Genomic DNA, 21,515 nt, shown 5'->3' with positions numbered 1-21,515 from the left:
TGTGGACAAGCCTGCCGGTTTTCAACCCAGAAGACGTTCCACGGAAATCGCGACGATAAAACCCGTCAATGCGCCCGCTGCAATTTCTGCACGCGTGTGGCCCATGCGCTCACGCAGGCGATCTTGGTGCGGCCTTGCAGCCGCAAGCTCATTGATGGCCTTGGCCTGTTTGCCAATCTGGCGGCGCAGGCTGTTGGCATCAAGCATTACGATGAACGCCAGGGTGATGGCCACACCGAACGCCGGGTGGTCAAGGCCCTCCTTCAGGGCGATCAACGTGGCCATGCTGCACACGATGGCGCTGTGGTTGCTCGGCAGCCCTCCGTAGCCAATCAGGTCGAACGCGAAGCGCCGAGTGTTGAGGCTGTTGATCAGGAACTTTGCAGCCCCAGCGACTAGCCAGGCAAGAAGCGGGGTGACGGCATAGGAATAGCTCATGGCAGCCTGACCGTGGGCCAGAGCGCCCAGCCGCAAACAACAACCCACAGAATGACGGTCGCCAGCAGTTGCCAGTCAACCAGCAATGCATCCGTAGGCGACTCGCCGCCATCCAGCGCCTCCACAACGAACCAGTAGCGGAATAGTCCGAACAGCACGAGCGGGATGGTGATGACCAGTTCGGACTTCTCCGACATGACGAACATGCTGTAGAACAAGAGCGCACCGGTGGCCGACATTTCTGCGTACCGATCGACGAGGGCGACCGAATATTTTTCCAGCACCTTCCGGCCCTTGCTTCCACTGAGGCTCAGCTCCTGCCGCCGCTTGACGGCCGCCAGATACAGGGCAAGGCACAAGGTCGTGATAAACATCCATGACGATACGGGTACGTCAAGTGCCATGGCCCCGGCATACACCCTCAGTACGAAGCCTATGGCGATGGTGAAGATGTCCACCACCGGCTGATGCTTGAGCGCGAAGGTGTAAGCGAGGTTGAGCACCAGGTATGCCGCAATGACGGCGCCGATCTTCGGTGCAACGACCAGACCGCAGACGAGTGCGACATAAAGGACGCCTAGCAGCATCAGGGCTGCTCGCACCGACACGATACCGGCAGCCAGCGGGCGCGTTCTGGACTTGGTCGGGTGCAGACGATCACGCTCGATGTCGTGTATGTCGTTGATGATGTAGGTGGCGGAAGATGCCACGCAAAACATCGCTGTTGCCAGCACAGCATGCATGATAGCCGTCAGTTCCAGGAATTGCCCTGTGAAGACCAGCGGTGCGAGCACGAAGCTGTTCTTGATCCACTGCTTGGGCCTCATCAGCCGCAACAAGCCCAGCAGTTGGGTCTGAGATGAGGTGGGTGCTACGGTATCATGGACCATTTTGAATGCCGGTATGTGAATCATGCGTTCTTCAACCAAACTGACGCTTAACTACGGCATTTTCGCACTAGTAGCCGCCTTGGCAAACATCTTTGCTCAGGATCTTGTGGTTCGAATCTACAGCGGCGCATTTCACGTGTTGATATCGATCATCCTGGGAACGGGGGTGGGGCTTTTTGTCAAATATTCGCTTGATAAGCGTTATATCTTCAATTTCAAGCCGAGAAGTGCAGTGCACGACGCCCGGGTTTTCATGCTCTATACGGTAATGGGGGGGATGACAACCATGATATTCTGGGGTTTTGAGCTGGGTTTTCAATATTATTTTGAAAGCAAGGGGATGCGTTATCTTGGCGGGTGTATTGGTCTGGCCATAGGGTATCTGTCCAAGTACCATCTGGACAAGCATTTTGTTTTTTCCCAGGAGATAAAATGAGGGCGGTATCTTCCTGGGGACGCCTGAGTGCACTTCCTCATCATGTTGTGGAACTGCAAAATGCAGCTGGCGTGGGAGACGTTCTGCTCAACAGCCTGCATCCAGGGCTGGCTCATGGTATGGGGCGTAGCTACGGGGATGTCTGTCTGAATCCTGGAAGAACGCTATGGAGTACATTGAAGCTCGATCATTTCATTGCCTTTGACAGGGAAAATGGTCGGCTGACATGCGAGGCCGGCGTTCTCTTGCGCGATATACAAAACCTCGTGGTCCCTTGTGGTTGGATGTTGGCGGTCAGCCCAGGAACTCAAATGGTGACTGTCGGGGGGGCGATCGCAAATGATGTGCATGGAAAAAATCATCATGCTCATGGGAGCTTTGGGGATCACGTCCTAGGCCTCACTTTGTTCCGCACGAATGGGGAAGTCATACACTGCGGACCGCATGAGCGTTCTCCGTGGTTTGAGGCAACGGTGGGTGGCTTGGGATTGACCGGGGTGATTGCGAGGGTTGAAATTCAGCTTCGAAGGATATCTGGTCCATGGATCAATGCGGAGACAGTGCCTTATGCTAGTCTGGATGAGTTTTTACTGATTTCCGATGGGTCGGAGAGTGACTGGGAGAACACGGTTTCATGGATTGATTGTCTTTCTGGCACGCAAGGGCGTGGCATATTTGTCAGAGGTAATTTTGCTGAAGAAAATTTGCAGAAGCGCCATCCACATCAAGGCCGTCAGATACAGGTTCCGGTGACGCCTCCATTTTCCATGGTGAACGGATTTTCACTCAAATTATTCAATAATGCCTACTATTTTTTGAATAAGAAAAGAGCCGGCAGAAGTCTGATTCATTATGTTCCATTCTTGTATCCACTGGATAATTTGTTGGAGTGGAATAGAATATATGGGCCCAAAGGATTCTATCAGTATCAGAGCGTGATTCCGCGAGATGTAGCTCATGATGCGGTAAAGGCCATGCTCAATGAAATCGCCAAGGATGAAAGCGGATCTTTTTTGGCGGTGTTGAAGACGTTTGGTCGGAGAAAATCGGTTGGCATGCTCAGTTTTCCCCGCGAAGGAGTGACTCTTGCACTGGATTTTCCTGACAGGGGTCGGCGCACCTCTGAATTGTTCCAGCGGCTGGATGCCATCGTGCGAGAAGCTGGAGGAGCCATCTATCTGGCCAAAGACGCACGTGTGCCTCGAGACTTGTTCGAATCAGGATATCCCCGCCTGGGGGAGTTCTTGAAATATAGAGATCCTGGAATAAGTTCCGGGCTCTCACAGAGGTTGATGGGAGGTTGAATTGTCGATCAGAAAAAAAATCGTGATTGTGGGCGCCACATCACTGATTGCACAGCACTGTGCACGGCTGTGGCTGAGGGAGGCTGCTGTCGATCTTGTCCTTGTGGGGCGGGACGAGGAACGGATTGGCGTGGTGGCAGATGATCTCAGGGTGAGGAATCCTGGCTGCAATATCAGTGTGAAGATACTTGCGGATTTCATGGATGTTTCTGAAATCGGCGGGCTTGCGCAGCAGGTTGCCGATCAGAGGCGCGTCGATATATTATTGATCGCCCATGGATCCTTGCCTGTGCAGTCCGAATGCCAGGAGTATTTGGATATTTGCAGATCTGCGCTGGAGACCAATGGCCTTTCGCCTGTCCTGTTTGCAGAGGCCTTTGCAAAGCAAATGGAGAAACAGAATCACGGAACCATTGCATTGATTGGTTCTGTCGCAGGAGATCGGGGGCGGCGGTCCAACTATGTCTATGGAGCCGCGAAAGGCATGATTGATCGATATGCCCAGGGCTTGCGGCACCGGTTCGCCGGAAAGGCGTTGAAGGTCGTTCTGGTCAAGCCTGGGCCTACGGATACGCCCATGACGGCGAGCATGAAGGATCGCGGCGCACGGCTGGCTCCTGTCGAGAATGTGGCCAAGGAGATTGTCGACGGTATCTACCGTGGAAATTCCATAATCTACTCACCTCGAAAATGGCGGGTGATCATGTGGATCATTGTCCGTATCCCGGATGTGATCTTCAAGAAGCTAAATATATGACTCTGTTTGGAGTCAGGGAGGTCACACAGGCTAGGTCACCAAGACGGATATATTGATATAGGAATTTTCGTATCCGCACCTTATGCTGGTGGCCCACCCCTAAGTAGTGCTATTCCCCGTCAGGGGGCTGGCGTGCGGTGGTACTTTAAAGCGATATCAGTGCCGCACATGATTGCCAGCGCCCATCGTCGACCATTGATCGTACCGCCCAGCCCTGACTAATACCTGTGGAGCCTGCCGGGCATTTTGTACTTTTGATATGGACTGATGTATCGTCTGTATTTTTGCAAAGATTAATCTTTGCAATGCCAGGATTCTTTCTTCAGATGGCTCAGTTCACCATTGCTGCAGAGCATTTTTTTATAGTCACTGCGCATTTTTTCAAGCGTTGCTCTGTAACTGGGTGGGTAACGGTCGCGAGCTTCATTGAAGAGGATTTCTGATCCGGGCTCATCACCCAAAGAGAAGGTAGCAAGTGATTTGAGATAGATGGCGTAAAAGCCATTCTTGTCAAAATTCAGTGCTATATCAATATATTTCTTCGACTCCTCGAAATGCCCTAGATGAAGAGTTGCCTCGCCCAAGGCAGAGAAGAATGCGTGATAGACGGATCTGTAGTTTTCTCTTGTGGCTTCTATATCTTTCAGAACTTGATAATTGTTTTCCAATAGGTATTTGTTCAAGATGGCTATCGCCTGATTGTATTGGCCTGCGTCGATGTAGGCTTGGGCTTTGATGACCGAGAGACGGAGGTGCAGCCCTTCATCAATCTCCTGGTTTCCCGACTGCGCATATGCTTCATCGGCCTTGTTTATGGCCATTTCTGGCATCCCATTTTTCAGCATGGCAAATGCAAGAGATGCCTTTGCCGCAGGATCTTTGGCGTTTTTTATGTCAACCCAGGTCCACAGTGAAAGATTGTCTTTCCAAAATGGAATTGTCGTTTTTGTAATGATGATGGATCCGGCTAAATAAAGCAGGGCAATTGAGATTGCTAAGCCTTTAGGGGTTGAGGATTCTGCCAAAAGCGCTGTGCAGCCAATTATTAATAAGACCAGCGGGAATGTCAGAAATCTATCTTGGCCAATCGAGCCTGCAATTGTGAGGGGGATGATGTGCAGAACAGGCAGGAGTGAAATGAGAAATAATACGAAAAAACAGCATTTTTTGCTTTGTTTTATTATGGATGTGATCGAGAAAATTATGAAAAAAATCAAAGAGATCATTCCAGCTGAGATCTCGATGATTCCCATTTCCTTGGGAAGTAATTTGTGATATGGATTGATTGAGAAAAATGGAAATACAGCCATCTTCACGTAGAAAATGATTGTGCAGCCAATATAGCTGATGTACTTTAAAACATCCCCGTCATAACTCTTTATGAGGGAGTCATCTACATGGACGATATTTGGAATATACGCTGATTTGATTATGGCGTATAAAATAGTGAATACGCACATTAGTGCGCAAATGATGATTGTATTGGGTGATGTTCTCAGTTTTCCATGCTCTTTTAAAAGAAAATGATCAATTACCAGTATGATTGCTGGCATTGTGAATATCATTTCCTTGGAAAATGTGCCAAGTGCAAAGGAGGTCGTAACCAGGGCTATCCTGGAGATGCCTGTTGTACTGAGAAAAAAATAAATGCAGGCAATTGAGAAAAATGTGACAAGCAGGTCGAATCTGCCTGCAACCCATATGGATGACTCAACCAATGCTGGGTGTGCAAGATAGATAAGTGCTGCAATCAGTGGTGCGATCGTATTCTTTTTGATCTCCAGTACTGAGAAGACCTTTCTCATCAATAGCAAGAGAAATATTGTATTTGCCGTATGAATTGAAATATTGATGATGTGGGATATCTTGGGATTCACCCCAAAAATCCAGAATTCTATTGCAAAGGTCAGTAGGGCGAATGGCCTGAAATAAGTGGTACCGGGTATTATGGGCTTGACAATTGCCTCAAGCCATCTTGAGGGATCCCGCAGGCCGTCTGAGCTCAAGAAGAGATTATTGTCATCCCATACATAATCCAGATGGAGTATCTGGGGGAAATAGATCAGTGCGGCAATCAGTAGGATTGCAGGGACAAGGAACTTATGTATTTTCTGCATAATAAAAAAAGCCCGCTGCTGCGGGCTTTTTTCTATTTGGTTGCTAATGCTTAGCGGCACTCGGCAGGTGCATACTTTGCAGGCAAAGTACCCGTTCCAGCTGCACCCAGGCCTCGAGTACCGGCTGTCGTTGCAGTGGTCGAGCCGCAAGCCCAGTCAATAGCACCTTGCTTGCCGTCAGCCAGAGCGACTTTTTGCACATTGGGCGTAAAGATCAAGGTCTTACCACGCACGTCAGTGGGGAAGCCGGCAGAAGTGCCACTTTGAAGCGTCACCGTGATTTGACCAGTTGCGGAGTCAACGGTCATGTCTGCGACATACTTGGTCGCTTTTTCATTAGTGGGCTTGGCATTGAACGTGGCGGCAGCGGCCTGCATGCCAGAGAAGCCGTCAGTCTGGAAGGCTTCACTGATCAGCGACTTGGGCGAAGTGGCTTGGATCACGGCCTCGCTGACCTTGGAACGCACCGTGTAATCCTGGTAAGCCGGCAGCGCCACGGCTGCCAAAATGCCGATGATCGCCACGACGATCATCAGTTCGATCAAGGTGAAACCTTGCTGGATGGAACGCTTCATGAACTTCTCCTCATAGGGGTTGATTGCTCGCTCTATTGAGCAAGAGCCGTGCCAGCTACGCTGAAGGACGGAAGATCCTTGCAATGTATGGTTTGGTTGCAACTTACACGGTTGCCGCGCATTCTCTGACAAATTGATCCAAATCTGTGTGACATTTTTGTCAACGATCTTGCGCTTGCCAAAGATGCACGGACGAGGCTGGCCGGCAGGCCCTTCAGGCCACCAGGAATTGCATCTGCGTGCCGGCCAGCTCCATCGTGTCGCCATGCTGGAGCGGCGTGGGGCGGCGGCCGATTTCCTGGCCGTTGAGCTTGAGGCTCAAGGGGTCGCCTTCCAGCTGTGCCAGCACGAAGCCATGGGGCTTCTGGGTGATGGAGGCGACGGCGACGCCGGGCTTGCCCAGGGTGGTGACGACCTTGACCAGCGGCACTTCGCGGCCGGCGGCGTTGCCGTTGAGCATGCGGATGGCGGCCTGGCGCGTGGCCAGGCCGGCCATGGAGGGCGGCAGGGTGTGGTCGAAGCCCGAGGGCGTCTCGGTGCCGAACTGCGAGGGCAGGTCGGCCTCCGCCAGGGGCGCGGGGCGGGTGGCTTCCACGGCTGCGGCGATGGCGGCCAGGGCCGACCGCGAGGAGGCGCTGGCCTGCTGCTGCACGAAGCGGATCTTGTACTTGCCGATGTCCAGCAGGTCGCCGTGGTTCAGTGCCTGGCGCAGTACGGGCTGGCCGTTGACGTAGGTGCCGTTGGTGCTGCGCAGGTCCTCGATGATGACGGTGCCGTCGACGATGCTGAGCACGGCGTGCTCGCCACTGACGGCCAGGTTGTCGATCACGATGTCGTTGTAGGGGCGCCGCCCGAGCGTGGTGCGCTCCTTGGCCAGCTGCACTTCCTTGATGACGGCGCCGTCGATGGAGATGACCAGGGTCGGCATGCTCAAAGCTCCTTTGTTCTGCCCGGGAGGCGCCATGCACTGGGCGGTCCGGAGCTGGGATGTAGTCAAATATTATGGCTGCGGCCCATGGGGCATGGGGCTGCTTCATGGTATTTGATACAGACTATGGACAGTCTTTGTCTGATTGTCGATGTTGTGAGAATTTTTGACAATTGGATGTCTGCCGGCGCCTGCTGCAAGATCGCCCGTAGGCTGGAAGGCGCCGCTGGTCGCCGTGCCACGATCAATCGATGGTCGTTCCGGGCGCTGCGGGCGAGCTGGCCTGCATCTCCAGCAGCACGGCACTGATGTTGTCATGTCCGCCGGCCTCATTGGCCGCGGTGATCAGGGCCGTCAGCAGCACGGGCAGCGGGTCCGCGCGGGAAAACAGCCGTGCGATGGCCTCGTCGTCGAGCATGTCGGTCAGGCCGTCGGAGCACAGCAGGACGCGGTCGCCGACCTGCAGCGGCCATTCGTTGAAGTCGGGCTCTATCTGCGCGGTGACGCCCATCGCATGTGTCAGCAGGTGGCCCAGGCCCGACTGGCGCGCTTCATGGTCCTGGATGCGGCCGGCGTCGATCTCCTCCTGCAGCCAGGTGTGGTCGCGCGTCAGGCGCAGCAGTCGGCCGTCGCGCCAGCCATAGGCCCGGGAGTCACCAAGGTGGGCCAGCATCAGTCGACCGGGCAGCAGGGCGGCCGCGATGATGGTGGTGCCCATGCCCCGGCAGCCCGGTGTTTCCTGCGCGGCATTGAGGATGGCGGCATTGGCCAGGTGCAACGCATCGTTCAGCGCGCGATGCAGCTCCTGGCGCGCCTGGGGGCCGTCATCAGCGGGCGCATGGATGGCAATGCTCTGCAGCGCCGCGGGCACCAGGCTGGTGGCCATGGCGCTGGCGACCTCCCCCGCGTTGTAGCCGCCCATGCCGTCGGCTAGCACCGCCATCGGCCAGGGGCGGGCATCCGGCTGGATGCTGACGGCATCCTCGTTGTTGTCGCGGCGCCGGCCCACGTCGGTGCGCGCGACCATGGTGCAATGCCGTGGCGGCCTTTCCTGGGGGGCGGGCTGTTCCGGGGTCTGGGGGGCGCTGAACATGGTGGCGGAGGAAGGGGCGCGGCATGGGCGCCATCAGTCCCTGGTGTGCGAAGGCCTGGGAGGAGCGTTGGCGTACAGCGTAAATGAAAAAGGGGTGCAAGGGGAGCCGGCCGTCGGCGCGTCGGCTTGACGCCACATCAAGGCAGGGCTGCACCAAGCAAAAACGCACTGCCGAGGCAGTGCGTTCGAGTCGGTGGAGGCGACCTTGTCTTCTTCAGGCCTGGGCCGCGTGCCGGGCGCTGGAGCGGGCCTGCAGGAGCTTGCCCACGCCCACGACCAGCACGGCGCCGGCTGCGGCGGCCGCATAGTGCAGCCAGGGATGACCGATGGCGTAGTCGTGCAGCAGGCGGTCGTTGACGATGGTCTCCCCGCCGACCCAGCCGATCAGGGCCGCGCCCAGCGTGACGATGACGGGAAAGCGCTCCATGAGCTTGATCATCAGCGTGGAGCCGAAGATCACCAGCGGGATGCTGATGGCCAGGCCCAGGATCAGCAGGACCATGTTGCCTTGCGCGGTGGCGGCCACGGCGATCACGTTGTCCAGGCTCATCACCAGGTCGGCGATCAGGATGGTGCGAATGGCCGTCATCATGCTGCCCTGGCCCTTGGATTCACCCTCATCCTCTTCCTCGCCGGTCAGCAGTTGCAGGCCGATCCACAGCAGCAGGCAGCCGCCCACGATCTGCAGGAAGGACAGCTCCAGCAGCTTGGCCGCGACCACGGTCAGGATGATGCGCAGCACCACGGCGGCGCCGGAGCCGAACATGACGGCCTTCTTCTGCTGCGCGGGGGGCAGCGAGCGCGCTGCGAGGGCGATGACGACGGCGTTGTCGCCGGACAGGATGATGTTGATCCAGACGATCTTCAACAGGCCGATCCAGAAGTCGGCGCTTTGCAGGTATTCCATGATTTCTCCGCTGTTATGAGTCGAAAAGCGCCAGGGCGTGGGCCGCTGGCGCTTTTTCTTTTTTTGGAGCTGACAGTGTAGGGCGGACTTGCCGCCTTACCGATTCGTAATTCTGCGTAATTTCTGCTGCGGGCACGCCCGCAGAGGTGGTGCAGAACCCGTGCCGTTTACAGCAGGCCCTTGAGCAGGCGGCCCATTTCGGAAGGATTGCGGGTGATGGTGAAACCGCACTCTTCCATGATGGCCAGCTTGGCGTCGGCCGTGTCGGCGCCGCCGGAGATCAGCGCGCCGGCGTGGCCCATGCGCTTGCCGGGAGGGGCGGTGACACCAGCGATGAAGCCGACGATGGGCTTCTTCATGTTGTCCTTGCACCAGCGGGCGGCTTCGGCTTCGTCGGGGCCGCCGATTTCGCCGATCATGATGACGGCGTCGGTGTCGGGATCGTCATTGAAGGCCTTCATCACGTCGATGTGCTTGAGGCCGTTGATCGGGTCGCCGCCGATGCCCACGGCCGACGACTGGCCGATGCCCAGTTCGGTCAGCTGTGCCACGGCTTCATAGGTCAGCGTGCCGGAGCGGCTGACCACGCCGACGCGGCCTTTCTTGTGGATGTGGCCGGGCATGATGCCGATCTTGATCTCGTCGGGCGTGATCAGGCCGGGGCAGTTGGGGCCCAGCAGCAGGGTACGCTTGCCGCCGGCGGCTTCCTTGGCGCGCATCTTGTTGCGCACTTCCAGCATGTCACGGACGGGAATGCCTTCGGTGATGCAGATGGCCAGGTCCAGGTCGGCTTCCACGGCTTCCCAGATCGCGGCGGCAGCACCTGCGGGGGGGACGTAGATCACGGAGACCGTGGCGCCCGTGCCTTGCGCGGCTTCCTTGACGGAGGCGTAGATTGGCACGTCGAAGATCTTCTCGCCGGCCTTCTTGGGGTTCACGCCCGCCACGAAGCAGTTCTTGCCGTTCGCGTACTCGATGCACTTTTCAGTGTGGAACTGGCCCGTCTTGCCCGTGATGCCTTGGGTGATGACCTTGGTGTCTTTGTTGATGTAGATAGACATGGTGTGTTCTCCGGGCCAGCTTACTTGACGGCTTCGACGATCTTCGTGGCTGCTTCAGCCATGGTGTCGGCGCTGATGATGGGCAGGCCGGATTCGGCCAGCATCTTCTTGCCCAGCTCTTCGTTCGTGCCCTTCATGCGCACGACCAGGGGCACCTGCAGGTTCACGGCCTTGCAGGCGGTGATCACGCCGGTGGCGATGGTGTCGCACTTCATGATGCCGCCGAAGATGTTGACCAGGATGCCCTTGACCTTGGGGTTCTTGAGCATGATCTTGAAGGCTTCGGTGACCTTCTCGGGGGTGGCGCCGCCGCCGACGTCCAGGAAGTTGGCCGGCTCGCCGCCGAACAGCTTGATGGTGTCCATGGTGGCCATGGCCAGGCCTGCGCCGTTGACCAGGCAGCCGATGTTGCCGTCCAGGGAGATGTAGGCCAGGTCGAACTTGGAGGCCTCCACTTCAGCGGGATCTTCCTCGTCCAGGTCGCGCAGGGCCACGATTTCGGGCAGGCGGAACAGGGCGTTGGAGTCGAAGTTGAACTTGGCGTCCAGGGCGATGACGTTGCCCTTGCTGTCGCGGTTCAGGGGGTTGATCTCGACCAGCGAGGCATCCGTGTCCATGTAGCACTTGTAGAGCTTCTGGCAGATGTCCACGAACTGGGCGGTGGAGTCGGCGGGCATGCCGATGCCCTTGGCCAGCTCTTCGCCTTGCGCCTGGGTCAGGCCGACCAGGGGGTCGACGAAGATGGTGATGATTTTCTCGGGCGTGGAGTGGGCCACTTCCTCGATGTCCATGCCGCCTTCGCTGGAAGCGATGAAGGCCACCTTCTGCGTGGCGCGGTCGGTCACGCACGACAGGTAGTATTCCTTCTGGATGTCGGCGCCGTCTTCGATGTACAGGCGGCGGACCTTCTGGCCTTCGGGGCCGGTCTGGTGCGTGACCAGCTGCATGCCCAGGATCTGGCCGGCCAGTGCCTTGACGTCGTCGATGGTCTTGGCGACCTTCACGCCGCCGCCCTTGCCGCGGCCACCCGCGTGGATCTGGGCCTTGACGACCCACACCGGGCCGCCGAGCTTCTGGGCCGCTTCCACGGCCTCTTGCACTGTGAACGCAGGGATACCGCGAGGTACAGGCACACCAAACTGACGCAAGATTTCCTTGCCTTGGTATTCATGAATCTTCATGATGTCTCTCTCAAACAAATAGGGGGGGATTGACCCGGTAGCCCTGGGGTGCTGCCTCAAGGCGGAGTGACCTGGCAATCGCCGAATGTACCATGCTGCACTGCGCCATCCGACACGCCCCCATGCGCAGAATCCACAATTTCCCGCGGGCCAAGCAGCCTCCCGGAATCTGTGCAATGCCTTGATATGTCAAGGAAAAGACGGCTTCCTGACATTTCATCCTGGCGCCCCAGCTCTTTTGTCTTATAGAGGAATCATGCGGTGCTCCGCGGTAGTTTTGTAACAGCCGCGTGGCGGGCGGCCCGCACCCATGCGCCTGCCGTTTTGCGACAACGCCCCCAGGGAAACCCGGTTTCGGTGAGAATCCGCAACTGGAACGCGGCAATGGTGCCGCAGCGGCCCCAAGAAGGCCGCGCAGCAGGAGAAACACAGCGATGGCAAAAGTCTTTATCGATGGCGAGGCAGGCACGACAGGGTTGCAGATCCGTGAGCGTCTGGTCGATCTGCCCGGCGTGGAGCTGGTCAGTATTGCCCCCGAGCTGCGAAAGGATCCTGCCGCCAAGCGTGCACTGATCGCCGGCGTGGACCTGGTCATCCTGTGCCTGCACGACGACGCCGCCCGCGAGACGGCGGCCATGGTCGACGCCATCGAGGCCGAGACCGGCCGCACGATCAAGATCATCGACGCCTCCACGGCCCACCGCGTGGCGCCGGACTGGGTCTACGGCTTCCCCGAACTGCGCAAGGGGCAGCTGGAGGCGGTGCGCGCCGCCAGGCGCGTGTCCAATCCCGGCTGCTACGCGACCGGCGCGATCGCGCTGCTGCATCCGCTGGTGGCTGCGGGCCTGATTCCGGCCGACCATGGCCTGAGCCTGCCTTCGGTGTCGGGCTATTCGGGTGGCGGCCGCAGCATGATCGAGGCCTACGAGGCCGGCACGGCGGCGCCCTACGAGGCCTATGCGCTGGGCCTGTCGCACAAGCACATCCCCGAGATCCTCCAGTACACGGGCCTGACGCGCCGCCCCGTGTTCATTCCCGCCGTGGGCAATTTCCGCCAGGGCATGCTGGTGCAGCTGCCGCTGCATCTGGACCTGCTGCCGGGCGCGCCCAAGGCGAGCGACCTGCACGACGCGCTGGCTGCCCACTACGCGGCGACCAACACGCCTGCACAGTGGGTGTCGGTGCTGCCCCCGACCGAGGACCTGAAGCTGGCCGCGGACACGCTGACCGACACCAACAAGCTGGAGCTGCGCGTGTTCGCCAATGAGCAGTACCGTCAGGCCGTGCTGATCGCGCGCTTGGACAACCTGGGCAAGGGCGCCAGCGGCGCCGCCGTGCAGAACCTGCAGATCATGCTGGGGCTGTGAGCCCATCGCCGTCCTCGCCGGGCCGGCAGGGCCCGGTCTGGGGCCATGCCCTGGCCCTGGCCGTGCTGTGCCTGCTGGTCGCGCTGTTCGTGTGGCAGCTGCGGCCGGCGTTGCCGTCCTCGTCGCGCCTGCTGCTGAGCCCGCTGCTGGGCAATATGGAGGCCTGCCTGGTACAGGACGGCGTGCGGGCGGATTTCCCGAAGGAGTTCCAGCAGGTGCCGGCCGGTTGCCTGGGGCCGAAAGGCTCGGCCGCCGGCATGGTGGACGCCACACTGCGGCGACTGGGCCGACCGCAAGGCGACGGGCTGGAGCTGGGCTATACGCTCAGCGTGCCGCTGCTGCGCTACGTGCGATGGAACGGACAGGGCTGGGAGGTGCGCGGCGAGGCGCTGGACCGCGTGGTGCGCACGGTGGCGCAGGCGCAGCGGCCCGTGGTGCTGTATCTGTTCGCCACGCACTTCGAGGTCCACTCCCAGGCCGAGGAGCGCCTGGCCGCCGATCCCGCCAACCTGGCCTGGACGCCCAAGGGCCCGCTGCCCCTGGACACCTATCTGGGCGCCCGCATCTTCCCCTGGTCGGTCGCCCGAAAGGACAACGAGGTCACGCGCGTGCGCCAGCTCGTCGTCGATGCCCTGGCCGAGCGCATGTGCGCCGCGGGCGACGCCGCCATGCGTCCGCTGCGTGCCATCACCGTGCTGGGCGAGACGCACCAGCTGTTCCCGGGCTTCGAGGCCGGCATGGGCTTCGCGGCCGAGGGCTATGCCGTCAGCGACTACAGCCCCGCATCCGTGGCGGGCTTCCATGATTTCCTGCGCAGGCGCTATGGCGACGTCGCGCGTCTCAATGCCCACCTGAAGTCGGAGTTTCCCAGCTTCGACGCGGTCGAGCCGCCCTCGCGCAACATCCGCACCGAGCCGCTGCGGAACTACTTCCAGCACATCGACAGCTATGCGGCCGGCACCGTGCCCGTGTCCGGCTGGGTCCATGTGCCCGATGCACGTCTGCAAAGGCGACTGGCGGTAGCGGTCTTCGTGGACGGCAGGCCCTACGCGCATGCCCCCGTGCACATGCATCGCCAGGATGTGGCGCAGGCCAAGCCTGGATTCCTCACGCCCGACGTGGGCTGGCGCGCCGATATCCGCTACCCGGCGCTGGGCGAAGGCCTGCACCGCATCGATGTGGTCCTGCAGGCGGGCGGGCGCAGCCTGGGCCTGCTGGCCACCCGCCAGATCGCCGTGATGGACCGCAGCCAGAGCGAGCCCAGGCCCCATGCCGCCGAGGCCTTGCCCGACTTTGGCCCCTTGCCTTCAGGCCTGGAGTTCTGGGTGGACAGTCCGCAGGACCGGCTGGCCCTGTTCCACAACCCGCTGGCCACCGACTGGAACGACTTTCGCGCGCAGCAGGTGGCCGACTACATCCAGGCCTTCTCCGACCACATCGGCCACGGCTGCCTGGGTCGCATCCCGCGCTTCGCTCACCAGCTCAATCCCCATGCCAACCCCAGTTGGGACGCCAACCGCTATGCCGTGGAGCGCAGCCTGCAGCGCATGCCCGGGCTGGCCCTGGGCGTGAGCCTGTATGGCGAGGACACCTATGGCCCGCTGGTGGGCCAGATGCTGCGCCGGTACGGGCATACGGCCTATGGCGTGACGGAATTCCATCCGCTGGTGGCCCTGTCGCCGCAGCGGTTGGAGAAGGTGCTGGCCATGCACCGCCGCCAGGGCGCGCGTTTCCTGTCCTTCTTCATGGAGGCCCGGCCCGAAGGGGCGGCAGGCACGCAGTCAAGCAACGAGTTCTCGTTCGACGCGGACAACCCTGCGCATGGTTCGGACAGGCTGTACCGCTCGCTGCGCCAGGTGCTGGCGCCGCACTGACCGCCCCGCGCAGCGTTCCCATGGCATCCGTGCAGAGCCACTCCCCAGCGTCGGCCGGCCGGGCCACGGCCATCGGCCTGCTGGCCGTGGTGTGCTGGAGCTGCACCGTGGGCCTGATGCGCTCGGTGGCCGAGCCGCTGGGCGCCGTGGGTGGGGCCGCCATGCTCTACACGGTCAGCGCCATCTGCGTGGCTGCCGTGCGGGGCTTGCCAGGGCCCGCGCGGTGGCGCGCCATGCATCCTGTCTATCTCTGGGGCTGCGGGCTGCTGTTCGCGGTCTATGAGATCTGCCTGTCGCTGGCCATAGGGCTGGCGCAGGACCGGTCCCAGGCGCTGGAGCTGGGACTGATCAACTACCTGTGGCCCAGCCTGACCATCGTGCTGGCCGTGCTGCTGCGCCAGCAGAGCGCACGCTGGTGGCTGTGGCCCGGCGTGCTGCTGTGCCTGTGGGGATTGACGCGCGTGCTGGGCGGCGATTCCCTGCATTGGCAGGACATGGCCGGCCACATGCGGGCCAATCCGCTGGCCTATGGACTGGCTTTCGGTGCGGCCCTGCTGTGGCCTTGCTATTCGTTGCTGGCCAGGCGCTGGGGTGGTGGCCACAACGCGGTGGGCCTGTTCCTGGTCTGGACCGCGCTGGCGCTGTGGATCCAATGGCTGTGGCTGGGCGGCGAGGGCGGCATGCACTGGTCGGCCACGGTCGTGCTGCAACTGCTGGTCGTGGGCGGCCTCACGGCCATGGGCTACAGCTGCTGGGAGCATGGAATACAGCATGGGCACCTGGCCGTGATGGCCGCGGCTTCGTACTTCACGCCGGTGTTCTCCGCCCTGCTGGCCAGCGCCTGGCTGCAGGTGCGGCCGGGCTGGGGCTTCTGGCAGGGCGTGGCGCTGGTGACGCTGGGCTCGCTGGTGTGCTGGGCGGCCACGCGACGCGTGGGTTAGGGCCTGATCACTCCAAATCCCCATCCTCGGCGCGGCCGCGCACCACCTTGCTGGCGATCTCGCCACCAAAGCCGCGCGATGCCAGGAAGCGCATCTGCTTGAGCCGCTCCTGCGGTGTGGCAGGCGCAGTGCCGAAGCGTTGGCGCCAGACGGCGAGGGCGCGCTGCAGCTCGGTGGCGCGCAATTGCTCCGTGGCGGCGCGTACCAGTGCATCATCCAGCCCCTTGCTGCGCAGCTCCTGTGCCAGGCGTGCCGTGCCGAAGCGCGCGGCCTTGCTGTGCAACACGGATTCGGCCACGCGCTCGGCGCTGATGAAGCCGCGCTGCTCCAGCGCATCGAGCATGGCGCCCAGGTCCTCGCCTTCCTGCACATGGGCGGCGAGCTTGCGTTCGAGCTCCAGCCGTGAATGCTCACGCTGGGCCAGCAGCTTCAGCGCGCGGCCCTTGAGCGACAGCTTGGCGAATCCCATGCCGCATCTTCTCCTGAATCATCCTGAATAAAAAAGGCGCAGGCTCGCACCTGCGCCAAGATGGCTAACCAGTCTGTGCAGGCGCCGTGGCTCCTGCGTCGGGGGCCGGGCTCAGGCCTCGATCACGCCGTCCTTGTCGGCCTTGGCCTTGCCAGCCTTGGGGGGCTTGGCCGCAGCTTCGCCGCCGGCCGTGGGCAGCAGGGCGATGCCCAGGCTGTCACGTACCTTGTTCTCGATCTCCACGGCCAGATCGCGGTTCTCGCGCAGGAACTCGCGGGCATTGTCGCGGCCCTGGCCGATCTTCTCGCCGTTGTAGGCATACCAGGCGCCCGACTTGTCGAGGATCTTGGCGTTGACGCCCATGTCCAGGATTTCGCCTTCGCGCGAGATGCCCTCGCCGAACAGGATGTCGAACTCGGCGGTCTTGAACGGGGGCGAGACCTTGTTCTTGACGACCTTGACCTTGGTCTCGTTGCCGATGGCCTCGTCGCCCTTCTTGATGGTGCCCGTGCGGCGGATGTCCAGGCGCACCGAGGCGTAGAACTTCAGCGCATTGCCGCCCGTGGTGGTCTCGGGGCTGCCGAACATCACGCCGATCTTCATGCGGATCTGGTTGATGAAGATGACCATGCAGTTGGTCTTCTTGATGGTGCTGGTCAGCTTGCGCAGGGCCTGGCTCATCAGGCGGGCCTGCAGGCCGGGCAGCTGGTCGCCCATCTCGCCTTCGATTTCTGCCTTGGGCGTGAGGGCCGCCACCGAGTCCACGACGATCAGGTCCACGGCGCCCGAGCGCACCAGGCTGTCCACGATCTCCAGGGCCTGCTCGCCGGTGTCGGGCTGACTGATCAGCACTTCGCTCAGGTTCACGCCGAGCTTCTGGGCATAACCGGTGTCCAGCGCGTGTTCGGCGTCGATGAAGGCGCAGGTGCCGCCCTGCTTTTGCATTTCCGCGATGACCTGCAGGGTCAGCGTGGTCTTGCCCGAGGATTCAGGGCCGTAGATCTCGACCACGCGGCCGCGCGGCAGGCCGCCGACGCCCAGGGCGATGTCCAGGCCCAGCGAGCCGGTGGAGACGACCTGGATGTCCTCGATGGCCTCGCCTTCGCCCAGGCGCATGATGGTGCCCTTGCCGAACTGCTTTTCGATCTGTGCGAGCGCGGCCTGCAGGGCCTTGGCTTTTTCACTGTTGGCGGTGGTGACGGCGGTGTTCATGCGGACTCCTGGGTTAGGTATGGGATCAGCTCTGTATTTGCATTCAGGCTGGATGCTTGAACAGTAGTTTATGGGCTTGTTGCTTTGCTTTTTCAATAAATTTGGTCAGTTTGCCTGACTTGTTGGAATTCATCCCACAATGCGCCCATGAGCGAACTGTCCCCTGTCACACCACCGGCCGATGCCTGGCGCCTGACCCACCTGGGCCGCCTGCTGGGGCACGCCATGCGGCGTTTCGATGCCCGCGTGCTGCAACTGATGGCGCGCGATGTGGAAGTGCCGCTGGCGCTGTCCAATCTCGCGGCGCGCGACAAGGTGGGCGCGGCCCATATCCACATCACGCGCCACCTGTCGCTGGCGGGCGATCGCCTCACCGATCTGGCCGAGCGCGCGGGCATGGCCAAGCAGTCCATGGCCGATCTGGTCGCGCAGTGCGAGGCCTGGGGCCTGGTCACACGCGAAAGTGACGAACGGGATGCCCGCGTGCGCCGTATCCGCTTCACCCCGGCGGGACTGGCCTGGCTGCAGGCCTTCCATGACGCCGTGGCCCAGGCCGAGGCCGAATTCCGCGAAGAGGTGGGCGAGGACATCGCCACCGTGGTGGCGCTGGGGCTGGAGGCCTACGCGGGTGGCGGCTCACTCGGGTAAGGTCGCTGCCGGCGCCGGACGACGCATCCTAGAATCCCGGGGATCAAAGGCGCGCATTTCCAACTCCCAGAGCGCGCCTGTATTTCAGGAGACATCCCCATGCGCATTCTGATTGCCGAAGACGACCAGGTCCTGGCCGATGGCCTGCTGCGCAGCCTGCGCGGCTCGGGCGCCGTGGTCAGCCATGTATCGAATGGCAGCGAGGCCGATACCGCGTTGATGACCAGCAGCGAGTTCGACCTGCTCATCCTGGACCTGGGCCTGCCCAAGATGCATGGCCTGGAAGTGCTCAAGAAGCTGCGCGGGCGCGGCGACGCACTGCCGGTGCTGATCCTCACGGCGGCCGACAGCGTGGAGGAGCGCGTCCAGGGATTGGACTATGGTGCGGACGACTACATGGCCAAGCCGTTCGCCCTGTCCGAACTGGAGGCGCGCGTGCGCGCACTGACGCGGCGCGGCATGGGCGGGGCCAGCAGCACCATCAAGCACGGGCCGCTGGTCTATGACCAGGCGGGCCGCGTGGCCACCATCGACGGCAAGATGGTCGAGCTGTCGGCGCGCGAGCTGGGCCTGCTCGAAGTGCTGCTGCAGCGCGCGGGCCGCCTGGTCAGCAAGGACCAGCTGGTCGAGCGTCTGTGCGAATGGGGCGATGAGGTCAGCAACAATGCCATCGAGGTCTACATCCACCGGCTGCGCAAGAAGATCGAGCGCGGCCCCATCCGCATCGCCACGGTGCGCGGCCTGGGCTACTGCCTTGAGAAGATCGCCGCCTGAGGGGGCTGTCAGCCCCGGGTCGGCTTGCCTGCGCATAGTGGCGGCTGCCGCAGGGCCGTGAACCTGCCGGGAGGGCCGCTCGCCGATGAAAATCTTCCAGCGTGAACAGCGCTCCCTGTTCGGCGAGATCCTCGACTGGATGCTCACGCCGCTGCTGCTGCTGTGGCCCGTGAGCCTGGCGCTGACCTGGCTGGTGGCCCAGGGGCTGGCCAACAAGCCGTTCGACCGGGCGCTGGAGTACAACGCCCAGGCGCTGGCACAGCTGGTGATGGTGCAGCAGGGCAAGGTGCTGTTCAACCTGCCGCAGTCGGCCAGCGAGATCCTGCGTGCCGACGAGTCGGACACCGTGTATTTCCAGGTGCTGGGCGTCAAGGGCGAATACCTGGCCGGCGAGCGCGAACTGCCCCAGCCTCCCGAGTCCGATACGCCGGCCGGTGGGGGCGCGGTGCAACTGCGCGATGCGGAGTTTCGCGGCATCGACCTGCGCGTGGCCCATGTCTGGGTGCGCATGCCGCTGCCCGGCGAGCCCCTGGCCCTGGTCCAGGTGGCCGAGACGCGCGAAAAGCGCAGTGTGCTGGCCACGGAAATCATCAAGGGCGTGATGCTGCCGCAGTTCGTCATCCTGCCGCTGGCCGCGCTGCTGGTGTGGCTGGCGCTGGCGCGGGGCATCAAGCCGTTGCACCGGCTGGAGGAACGCATCCGCGCGCGCCGGCCCGAGGACCTTTCGCCCATCCACCACAAGGACGTGCCGCTGGAGGTCGTGCCGCTGGTGGATTCGGTCAATGACCTGCTGGGTCGGCTGGGCGATTCGCTGGCCACGCAAAAGCGTTTTCTGGCCGATGCGGCCCACCAGCTCAAGACGCCACTGGCCGGATTGCGCATGCAGGCCGAACTGGCGCAGCGCGAGGGCATGAGCACGCAGGAGTTGCGGCAGTCACTGGCGCAGATCGCGCGCTCCAGCATGCGTGCCACGCACACCGTCAACCAGCTGCTGGCGCTGGCCCGTGCCGAGAGCGTGGGCCGTGGCCTGGCCATGCAGCCATGCAACCTGGTGCGCATCGTCACCGACGTGGTGCGTGACTGCCTGCCGCGTGCCATGGACAAGCATGTGGATCTGGGCTACGACGGTGCCGAGGCCTCGGCGGCCGGCGTCTGGCTGCAGGGCAATGCCACGCTGCTGACCGAGCTGGTGCGCAACCTCGTGGACAACGCCATCAACTACACGCCTTCCAGCAGCGAAAGACCCGGCATGGTCACGGTGCGTGTGCTGGCCGACCCCTTCGGCCAGGTCCTGTTGCTGCAGGTGGAGGACTCGGGGCCGGGAGTGGCCGAGGCCGAACGCGAGCTGGTGTTCCAGCCGTTCTACCGGGTCCTGGGCTCGGAGGCCGACGGCTCGGGCCTGGGCCTGCCTATCGTGCTGGAGATCGCGCGCCAGCATGGCGCCCAGGTGCTGCTGGAGGATGCGCATCCCGGCCAGCAGCCGCCGGGCGCGCGGTTCAGCGTGCGCTTCACGGCGCTGCGCGCGCCGCCGAGGTAGGAGGCGCTGGCGGATCGGAGGGGGCTGATTCACCGGGGGCCACGGGTGCGACGGCCACCCGGCCCGGTGTCTGCGCCGCGTGGTCCACCAGCCAGTTGCGGAAGATGCCCAGCGTGCCGTGGTTGGCGCGGTCGGCCGGATAGCACAGCCAGTAGCCCAGGGCGCTCTGGTAGCCGTGCTGGGGCAGGGGCTCGTGCACCAGGCCGGCCGCGATCTCGTCCTCCACCAGGCAGCGCGGCACCAGGGCGATGCCCATGCCGGCCATGACGGCGCGGATGATGGTCTGGAACTGGTCGAACTGCGGGCCCGCGAACGGACTGATGCCGTGGATGCCGTGGGCCTCGCTCCAGCGCGCCCATGCGTCGGGAATGGTCACATGGCGCAGCCGCGTGCAGCGCGCCACGTCCTGGGGGGTGGTGATGCGTGCCTCCGGCCCCGCGCCGCGCGGCGGCGCGATCAGCGCCACCTGGCGTCCCACCAGATAGTGGGCGTGGGCGCCGCTCCAATGCCCGTCCCCGAACAGGATGGCGCAGTCCAGCCCGGGACTGTCAAATTGGTAGCTGTGTACGTAGGGTACAAAGTGCAGCGTGATCTGTGGATAGCGCTGCTGGAACTGGGGCAGCCTGGGGATCAGCCACTTGGCCGCGAAGGTCGGCAGGGACGACAGGTGCAGCGCGCCTCGGCTGTCGTCGCTGGTGATGAGTTCGAGGGTGGCGGCCTCCAGCTGGCCCAGCAGGGCGCGCACTGCGCGTTCATAGCGCTCGCCCGCGGGCGTCAGGCTCAGCCGCTTGCGCTCGCGTTCGAACAGCGCCACGCCCACCCACTTCTCCAGCTCCTGGATCTGCTTGCTGACTGCGCTTTGCGTCAGGTGCAAGGCCTCGGCCGCGCGCGAGACGCCCCCGAAGCGCACCACGGTGGAGAAAGCGCGCAGCAGATGTATGGGCGGGTTGAGGCGGCGCAAACTCATGACAGGGATATGATGAAAGTATTCCTGTTCGGAATATTA

The 21,515-nt window shown here is 61.9% G+C and carries 21 protein-coding genes; 9 read left to right on the top strand and 12 right to left on the bottom strand.

The features are described 5' to 3' along the window. Window positions 1-21: 21 nt before the first annotated feature. Together L1Z78_RS26625 and L1Z78_RS26620 are read right to left on the bottom strand one after the other, a co-directional pair. Window positions 22-438 (bottom strand): divergent PAP2 family protein, encoded by a 417-nt coding sequence (locus L1Z78_RS26625; protein WP_234639328.1) that lies wholly within the window; start codon window positions 436-438, stop codon window positions 22-24. Next, a complete protein-coding gene (locus tag L1Z78_RS26620) occupies window positions 435-1,352 on the bottom strand; it encodes a decaprenyl-phosphate phosphoribosyltransferase (RefSeq protein WP_234639327.1) in 918 nt (305 codons plus the stop codon). The genes L1Z78_RS26625 and L1Z78_RS26620 overlap by 4 nt, the downstream gene beginning before the upstream one ends. Here L1Z78_RS26620 and L1Z78_RS26615 point away from each other — a divergent pair. Genes L1Z78_RS26615 through L1Z78_RS26605 form a run of 3 tightly spaced genes read left to right on the top strand, consistent with a single transcriptional unit; the run spans window position 1,351 to window position 3,825 of the window. After that, window positions 1,351-1,764: a GtrA family protein gene (locus L1Z78_RS26615; RefSeq protein WP_234639326.1), complete on the top strand. Its 414-nt coding sequence runs from the start codon at window positions 1,351-1,353 to the stop codon at window positions 1,762-1,764. The genes L1Z78_RS26620 and L1Z78_RS26615 overlap by 2 nt on opposite strands. Beyond that, window positions 1,761-3,068 carry an FAD-binding oxidoreductase gene (locus L1Z78_RS26610; RefSeq protein ID WP_234639325.1) on the top strand — a complete coding sequence of 436 codons (1,308 nt, stop codon included), beginning with the start codon at window positions 1,761-1,763 and terminating at the stop codon, window positions 3,066-3,068. Before L1Z78_RS26615 ends, L1Z78_RS26610 begins: the two co-directional genes overlap by 4 nt. Before the next feature lies 1 nt (window position 3,069). After that, a complete protein-coding gene (locus L1Z78_RS26605; RefSeq protein ID WP_234639324.1) occupies window positions 3,070-3,825 on the top strand; it encodes an SDR family NAD(P)-dependent oxidoreductase in 756 nt (251 codons plus the stop codon). 293 nt (window positions 3,826-4,118) lie between these two features. On the opposite strand, the gene L1Z78_RS26600 is transcribed toward L1Z78_RS26605, so the two are convergent. The 7 genes from L1Z78_RS26600 to sucC form a co-directional block, all read right to left on the bottom strand. Beyond that, window positions 4,119-5,942, bottom strand: a complete 1,824-nt coding sequence (locus L1Z78_RS26600; RefSeq protein ID WP_234639323.1) for a tetratricopeptide repeat protein — start codon at window positions 5,940-5,942, stop codon at window positions 4,119-4,121. A gap of 50 nt (window positions 5,943-5,992) precedes the next feature. After that, window positions 5,993-6,517, bottom strand: a complete 525-nt coding sequence (locus tag L1Z78_RS26595) for a pilin (RefSeq protein ID WP_234639322.1) — start codon at window positions 6,515-6,517, stop codon at window positions 5,993-5,995. Window positions 6,518-6,731: 214 nt separating this feature from the next. Next, a complete protein-coding gene (locus tag L1Z78_RS26590) occupies window positions 6,732-7,445 on the bottom strand; it encodes an FHA domain-containing protein (RefSeq protein WP_234639321.1) in 714 nt (237 codons plus the stop codon). Between the two features lie 244 nt (window positions 7,446-7,689). After that, complete coding sequence (locus L1Z78_RS26585; protein WP_234639320.1) at window positions 7,690-8,472, bottom strand: PP2C family protein-serine/threonine phosphatase; 783 nt, start codon at window positions 8,470-8,472, stop codon at window positions 7,690-7,692. 280 nt (window positions 8,473-8,752) lie between these two features. After that, complete coding sequence (locus L1Z78_RS26580) at window positions 8,753-9,445, bottom strand: TerC family protein (protein ID WP_234639319.1); 693 nt, start codon at window positions 9,443-9,445, stop codon at window positions 8,753-8,755. 167 nt (window positions 9,446-9,612) lie between these two features. Beyond that, entirely contained in the window at window positions 9,613-10,506 is an 894-nt protein-coding gene (sucD, locus tag L1Z78_RS26575) for a succinate--CoA ligase subunit alpha (protein ID WP_234639318.1), read from the bottom strand. A gap of 20 nt (window positions 10,507-10,526) precedes the next feature. Continuing rightward, on the bottom strand, window positions 10,527-11,687 hold the full coding sequence (gene sucC / locus L1Z78_RS26570; RefSeq protein WP_234639317.1) for an ADP-forming succinate--CoA ligase subunit beta: 1,161 nt from the start codon (window positions 11,685-11,687) through the stop codon (window positions 10,527-10,529). A 434-nt stretch (window positions 11,688-12,121) separates the two neighbouring features. On the opposite strand from sucC, the gene argC reads away from it, so the two are divergent. From argC to yddG, 3 genes are read left to right on the top strand one after another with little or no spacing between them, the layout of a single operon-like run. Continuing rightward, window positions 12,122-13,054: an N-acetyl-gamma-glutamyl-phosphate reductase gene (gene argC, locus L1Z78_RS26565; RefSeq protein WP_234639316.1), complete on the top strand. Its 933-nt coding sequence runs from the start codon at window positions 12,122-12,124 to the stop codon at window positions 13,052-13,054. Further along, entirely contained in the window at window positions 13,051-14,928 is a 1,878-nt protein-coding gene (locus tag L1Z78_RS26560; protein WP_234639315.1) for a hypothetical protein, read from the top strand. Before argC ends, L1Z78_RS26560 begins: the two co-directional genes overlap by 4 nt. A 20-nt stretch (window positions 14,929-14,948) precedes the next feature. After that, window positions 14,949-15,869: an aromatic amino acid DMT transporter YddG gene (gene yddG / locus L1Z78_RS26555; protein ID WP_234639314.1), complete on the top strand. Its 921-nt coding sequence runs from the start codon at window positions 14,949-14,951 to the stop codon at window positions 15,867-15,869. A gap of 7 nt (window positions 15,870-15,876) precedes the next feature. Here yddG and recX read toward each other — a convergent pair whose 3' ends face one another. Continuing rightward, window positions 15,877-16,338 carry a recombination regulator RecX gene (recX, locus tag L1Z78_RS26550; RefSeq protein ID WP_234639313.1) on the bottom strand — a complete coding sequence of 154 codons (462 nt, stop codon included), beginning with the start codon at window positions 16,336-16,338 and terminating at the stop codon, window positions 15,877-15,879. Between the two features lie 111 nt (window positions 16,339-16,449). Continuing rightward, the gene (recA, locus tag L1Z78_RS26545; protein ID WP_234639312.1) at window positions 16,450-17,550 is read right to left on the bottom strand and encodes a recombinase RecA; all 1,101 of its coding nucleotides are present in this window, start codon (window positions 17,548-17,550) and stop codon (window positions 16,450-16,452) included. Between the two features lie 147 nt (window positions 17,551-17,697). Here recA and L1Z78_RS26540 point away from each other — a divergent pair, with 147 nt between their 5' ends. The 3 genes from L1Z78_RS26540 to L1Z78_RS26530 all read left to right on the top strand — a co-directional run bounded on the left by L1Z78_RS26540 (window position 17,698) and on the right by L1Z78_RS26530 (window position 20,509). Then, complete coding sequence (locus tag L1Z78_RS26540) at window positions 17,698-18,198, top strand: MarR family winged helix-turn-helix transcriptional regulator (protein ID WP_234639311.1); 501 nt, start codon at window positions 17,698-17,700, stop codon at window positions 18,196-18,198. Window positions 18,199-18,297: 99 nt separating this feature from the next. After that, on the top strand, window positions 18,298-18,972 hold the full coding sequence (locus L1Z78_RS26535) for a response regulator transcription factor (RefSeq protein ID WP_234639310.1): 675 nt from the start codon (window positions 18,298-18,300) through the stop codon (window positions 18,970-18,972). 85 nt (window positions 18,973-19,057) lie between these two features. Next, window positions 19,058-20,509: a sensor histidine kinase gene (locus L1Z78_RS26530; RefSeq protein WP_234639309.1), complete on the top strand. Its 1,452-nt coding sequence runs from the start codon at window positions 19,058-19,060 to the stop codon at window positions 20,507-20,509. On the opposite strand, the gene L1Z78_RS26525 is transcribed toward L1Z78_RS26530, so the two are convergent. Then, window positions 20,481-21,476 (bottom strand): LysR substrate-binding domain-containing protein, encoded by a 996-nt coding sequence (locus L1Z78_RS26525; protein ID WP_234639308.1) that lies wholly within the window; start codon window positions 21,474-21,476, stop codon window positions 20,481-20,483. The genes L1Z78_RS26530 and L1Z78_RS26525 overlap by 29 nt on opposite strands. Between the last annotated feature and the right edge of the window lie 39 nt (window positions 21,477-21,515).

The organism is Delftia tsuruhatensis, assembly GCF_903815225.1.
GTDB classification, from domain to species: domain Bacteria; phylum Pseudomonadota; class Gammaproteobacteria; order Burkholderiales; family Burkholderiaceae_C; genus Comamonas; species Comamonas tsuruhatensis_A.
Note: the sequence above shows the minus strand (reverse complement) of the source record. Positions and strands in the feature narration are given on the sequence as shown.

Bases quoted from the DNA above. Each gene is read 5' to 3' on its own strand.
- L1Z78_RS26625 (WP_234639328.1), bottom strand. From the start codon at position 438: ATGAGCTATTCCTATGCCGTCACCCCGCTTCTTGCCTGGCTAGTCGCT.
- L1Z78_RS26615 (WP_234639326.1), top strand. From the start codon at position 1,351: ATGCGTTCTTCAACCAAACTGACGCTTAACTACGGCATTTTCGCACTA.
- L1Z78_RS26620 (WP_234639327.1), bottom strand. From the start codon at position 1,352: ATGATTCACATACCGGCATTCAAAATGGTCCATGATACCGTAGCACCC.
- L1Z78_RS26610 (WP_234639325.1), top strand. From the start codon at position 1,761: ATGAGGGCGGTATCTTCCTGGGGACGCCTGAGTGCACTTCCTCATCAT.
- L1Z78_RS26600 (WP_234639323.1), bottom strand. From the start codon at position 5,942: ATGCAGAAAATACATAAGTTCCTTGTCCCTGCAATCCTACTGATTGCC.
- L1Z78_RS26595 (WP_234639322.1), bottom strand. From the start codon at position 6,517: ATGAAGCGTTCCATCCAGCAAGGTTTCACCTTGATCGAACTGATGATC.
- L1Z78_RS26590 (WP_234639321.1), bottom strand. From the start codon at position 7,445: ATGCCGACCCTGGTCATCTCCATCGACGGCGCCGTCATCAAGGAAGTG.
- L1Z78_RS26585 (WP_234639320.1), bottom strand. From the start codon at position 8,472: ATGGTCGCGCGCACCGACGTGGGCCGGCGCCGCGACAACAACGAGGAT.
- L1Z78_RS26580 (WP_234639319.1), bottom strand. From the start codon at position 9,445: ATGGAATACCTGCAAAGCGCCGACTTCTGGATCGGCCTGTTGAAGATC.
- sucD (WP_234639318.1), bottom strand. From the start codon at position 10,506: ATGTCTATCTACATCAACAAAGACACCAAGGTCATCACCCAAGGCATC.
- sucC (WP_234639317.1), bottom strand. From the start codon at position 11,687: ATGAAGATTCATGAATACCAAGGCAAGGAAATCTTGCGTCAGTTTGGT.
- argC (WP_234639316.1), top strand. From the start codon at position 12,122: ATGGCAAAAGTCTTTATCGATGGCGAGGCAGGCACGACAGGGTTGCAG.
- yddG (WP_234639314.1), top strand. From the start codon at position 14,949: ATGGCATCCGTGCAGAGCCACTCCCCAGCGTCGGCCGGCCGGGCCACG.
- recX (WP_234639313.1), bottom strand. From the start codon at position 16,338: ATGGGATTCGCCAAGCTGTCGCTCAAGGGCCGCGCGCTGAAGCTGCTG.
- recA (WP_234639312.1), bottom strand. From the start codon at position 17,550: ATGAACACCGCCGTCACCACCGCCAACAGTGAAAAAGCCAAGGCCCTG.
- L1Z78_RS26540 (WP_234639311.1), top strand. From the start codon at position 17,698: ATGAGCGAACTGTCCCCTGTCACACCACCGGCCGATGCCTGGCGCCTG.
- L1Z78_RS26535 (WP_234639310.1), top strand. From the start codon at position 18,298: ATGCGCATTCTGATTGCCGAAGACGACCAGGTCCTGGCCGATGGCCTG.
- L1Z78_RS26530 (WP_234639309.1), top strand. From the start codon at position 19,058: ATGAAAATCTTCCAGCGTGAACAGCGCTCCCTGTTCGGCGAGATCCTC.
- L1Z78_RS26525 (WP_234639308.1), bottom strand. From the start codon at position 21,476: ATGAGTTTGCGCCGCCTCAACCCGCCCATACATCTGCTGCGCGCTTTC.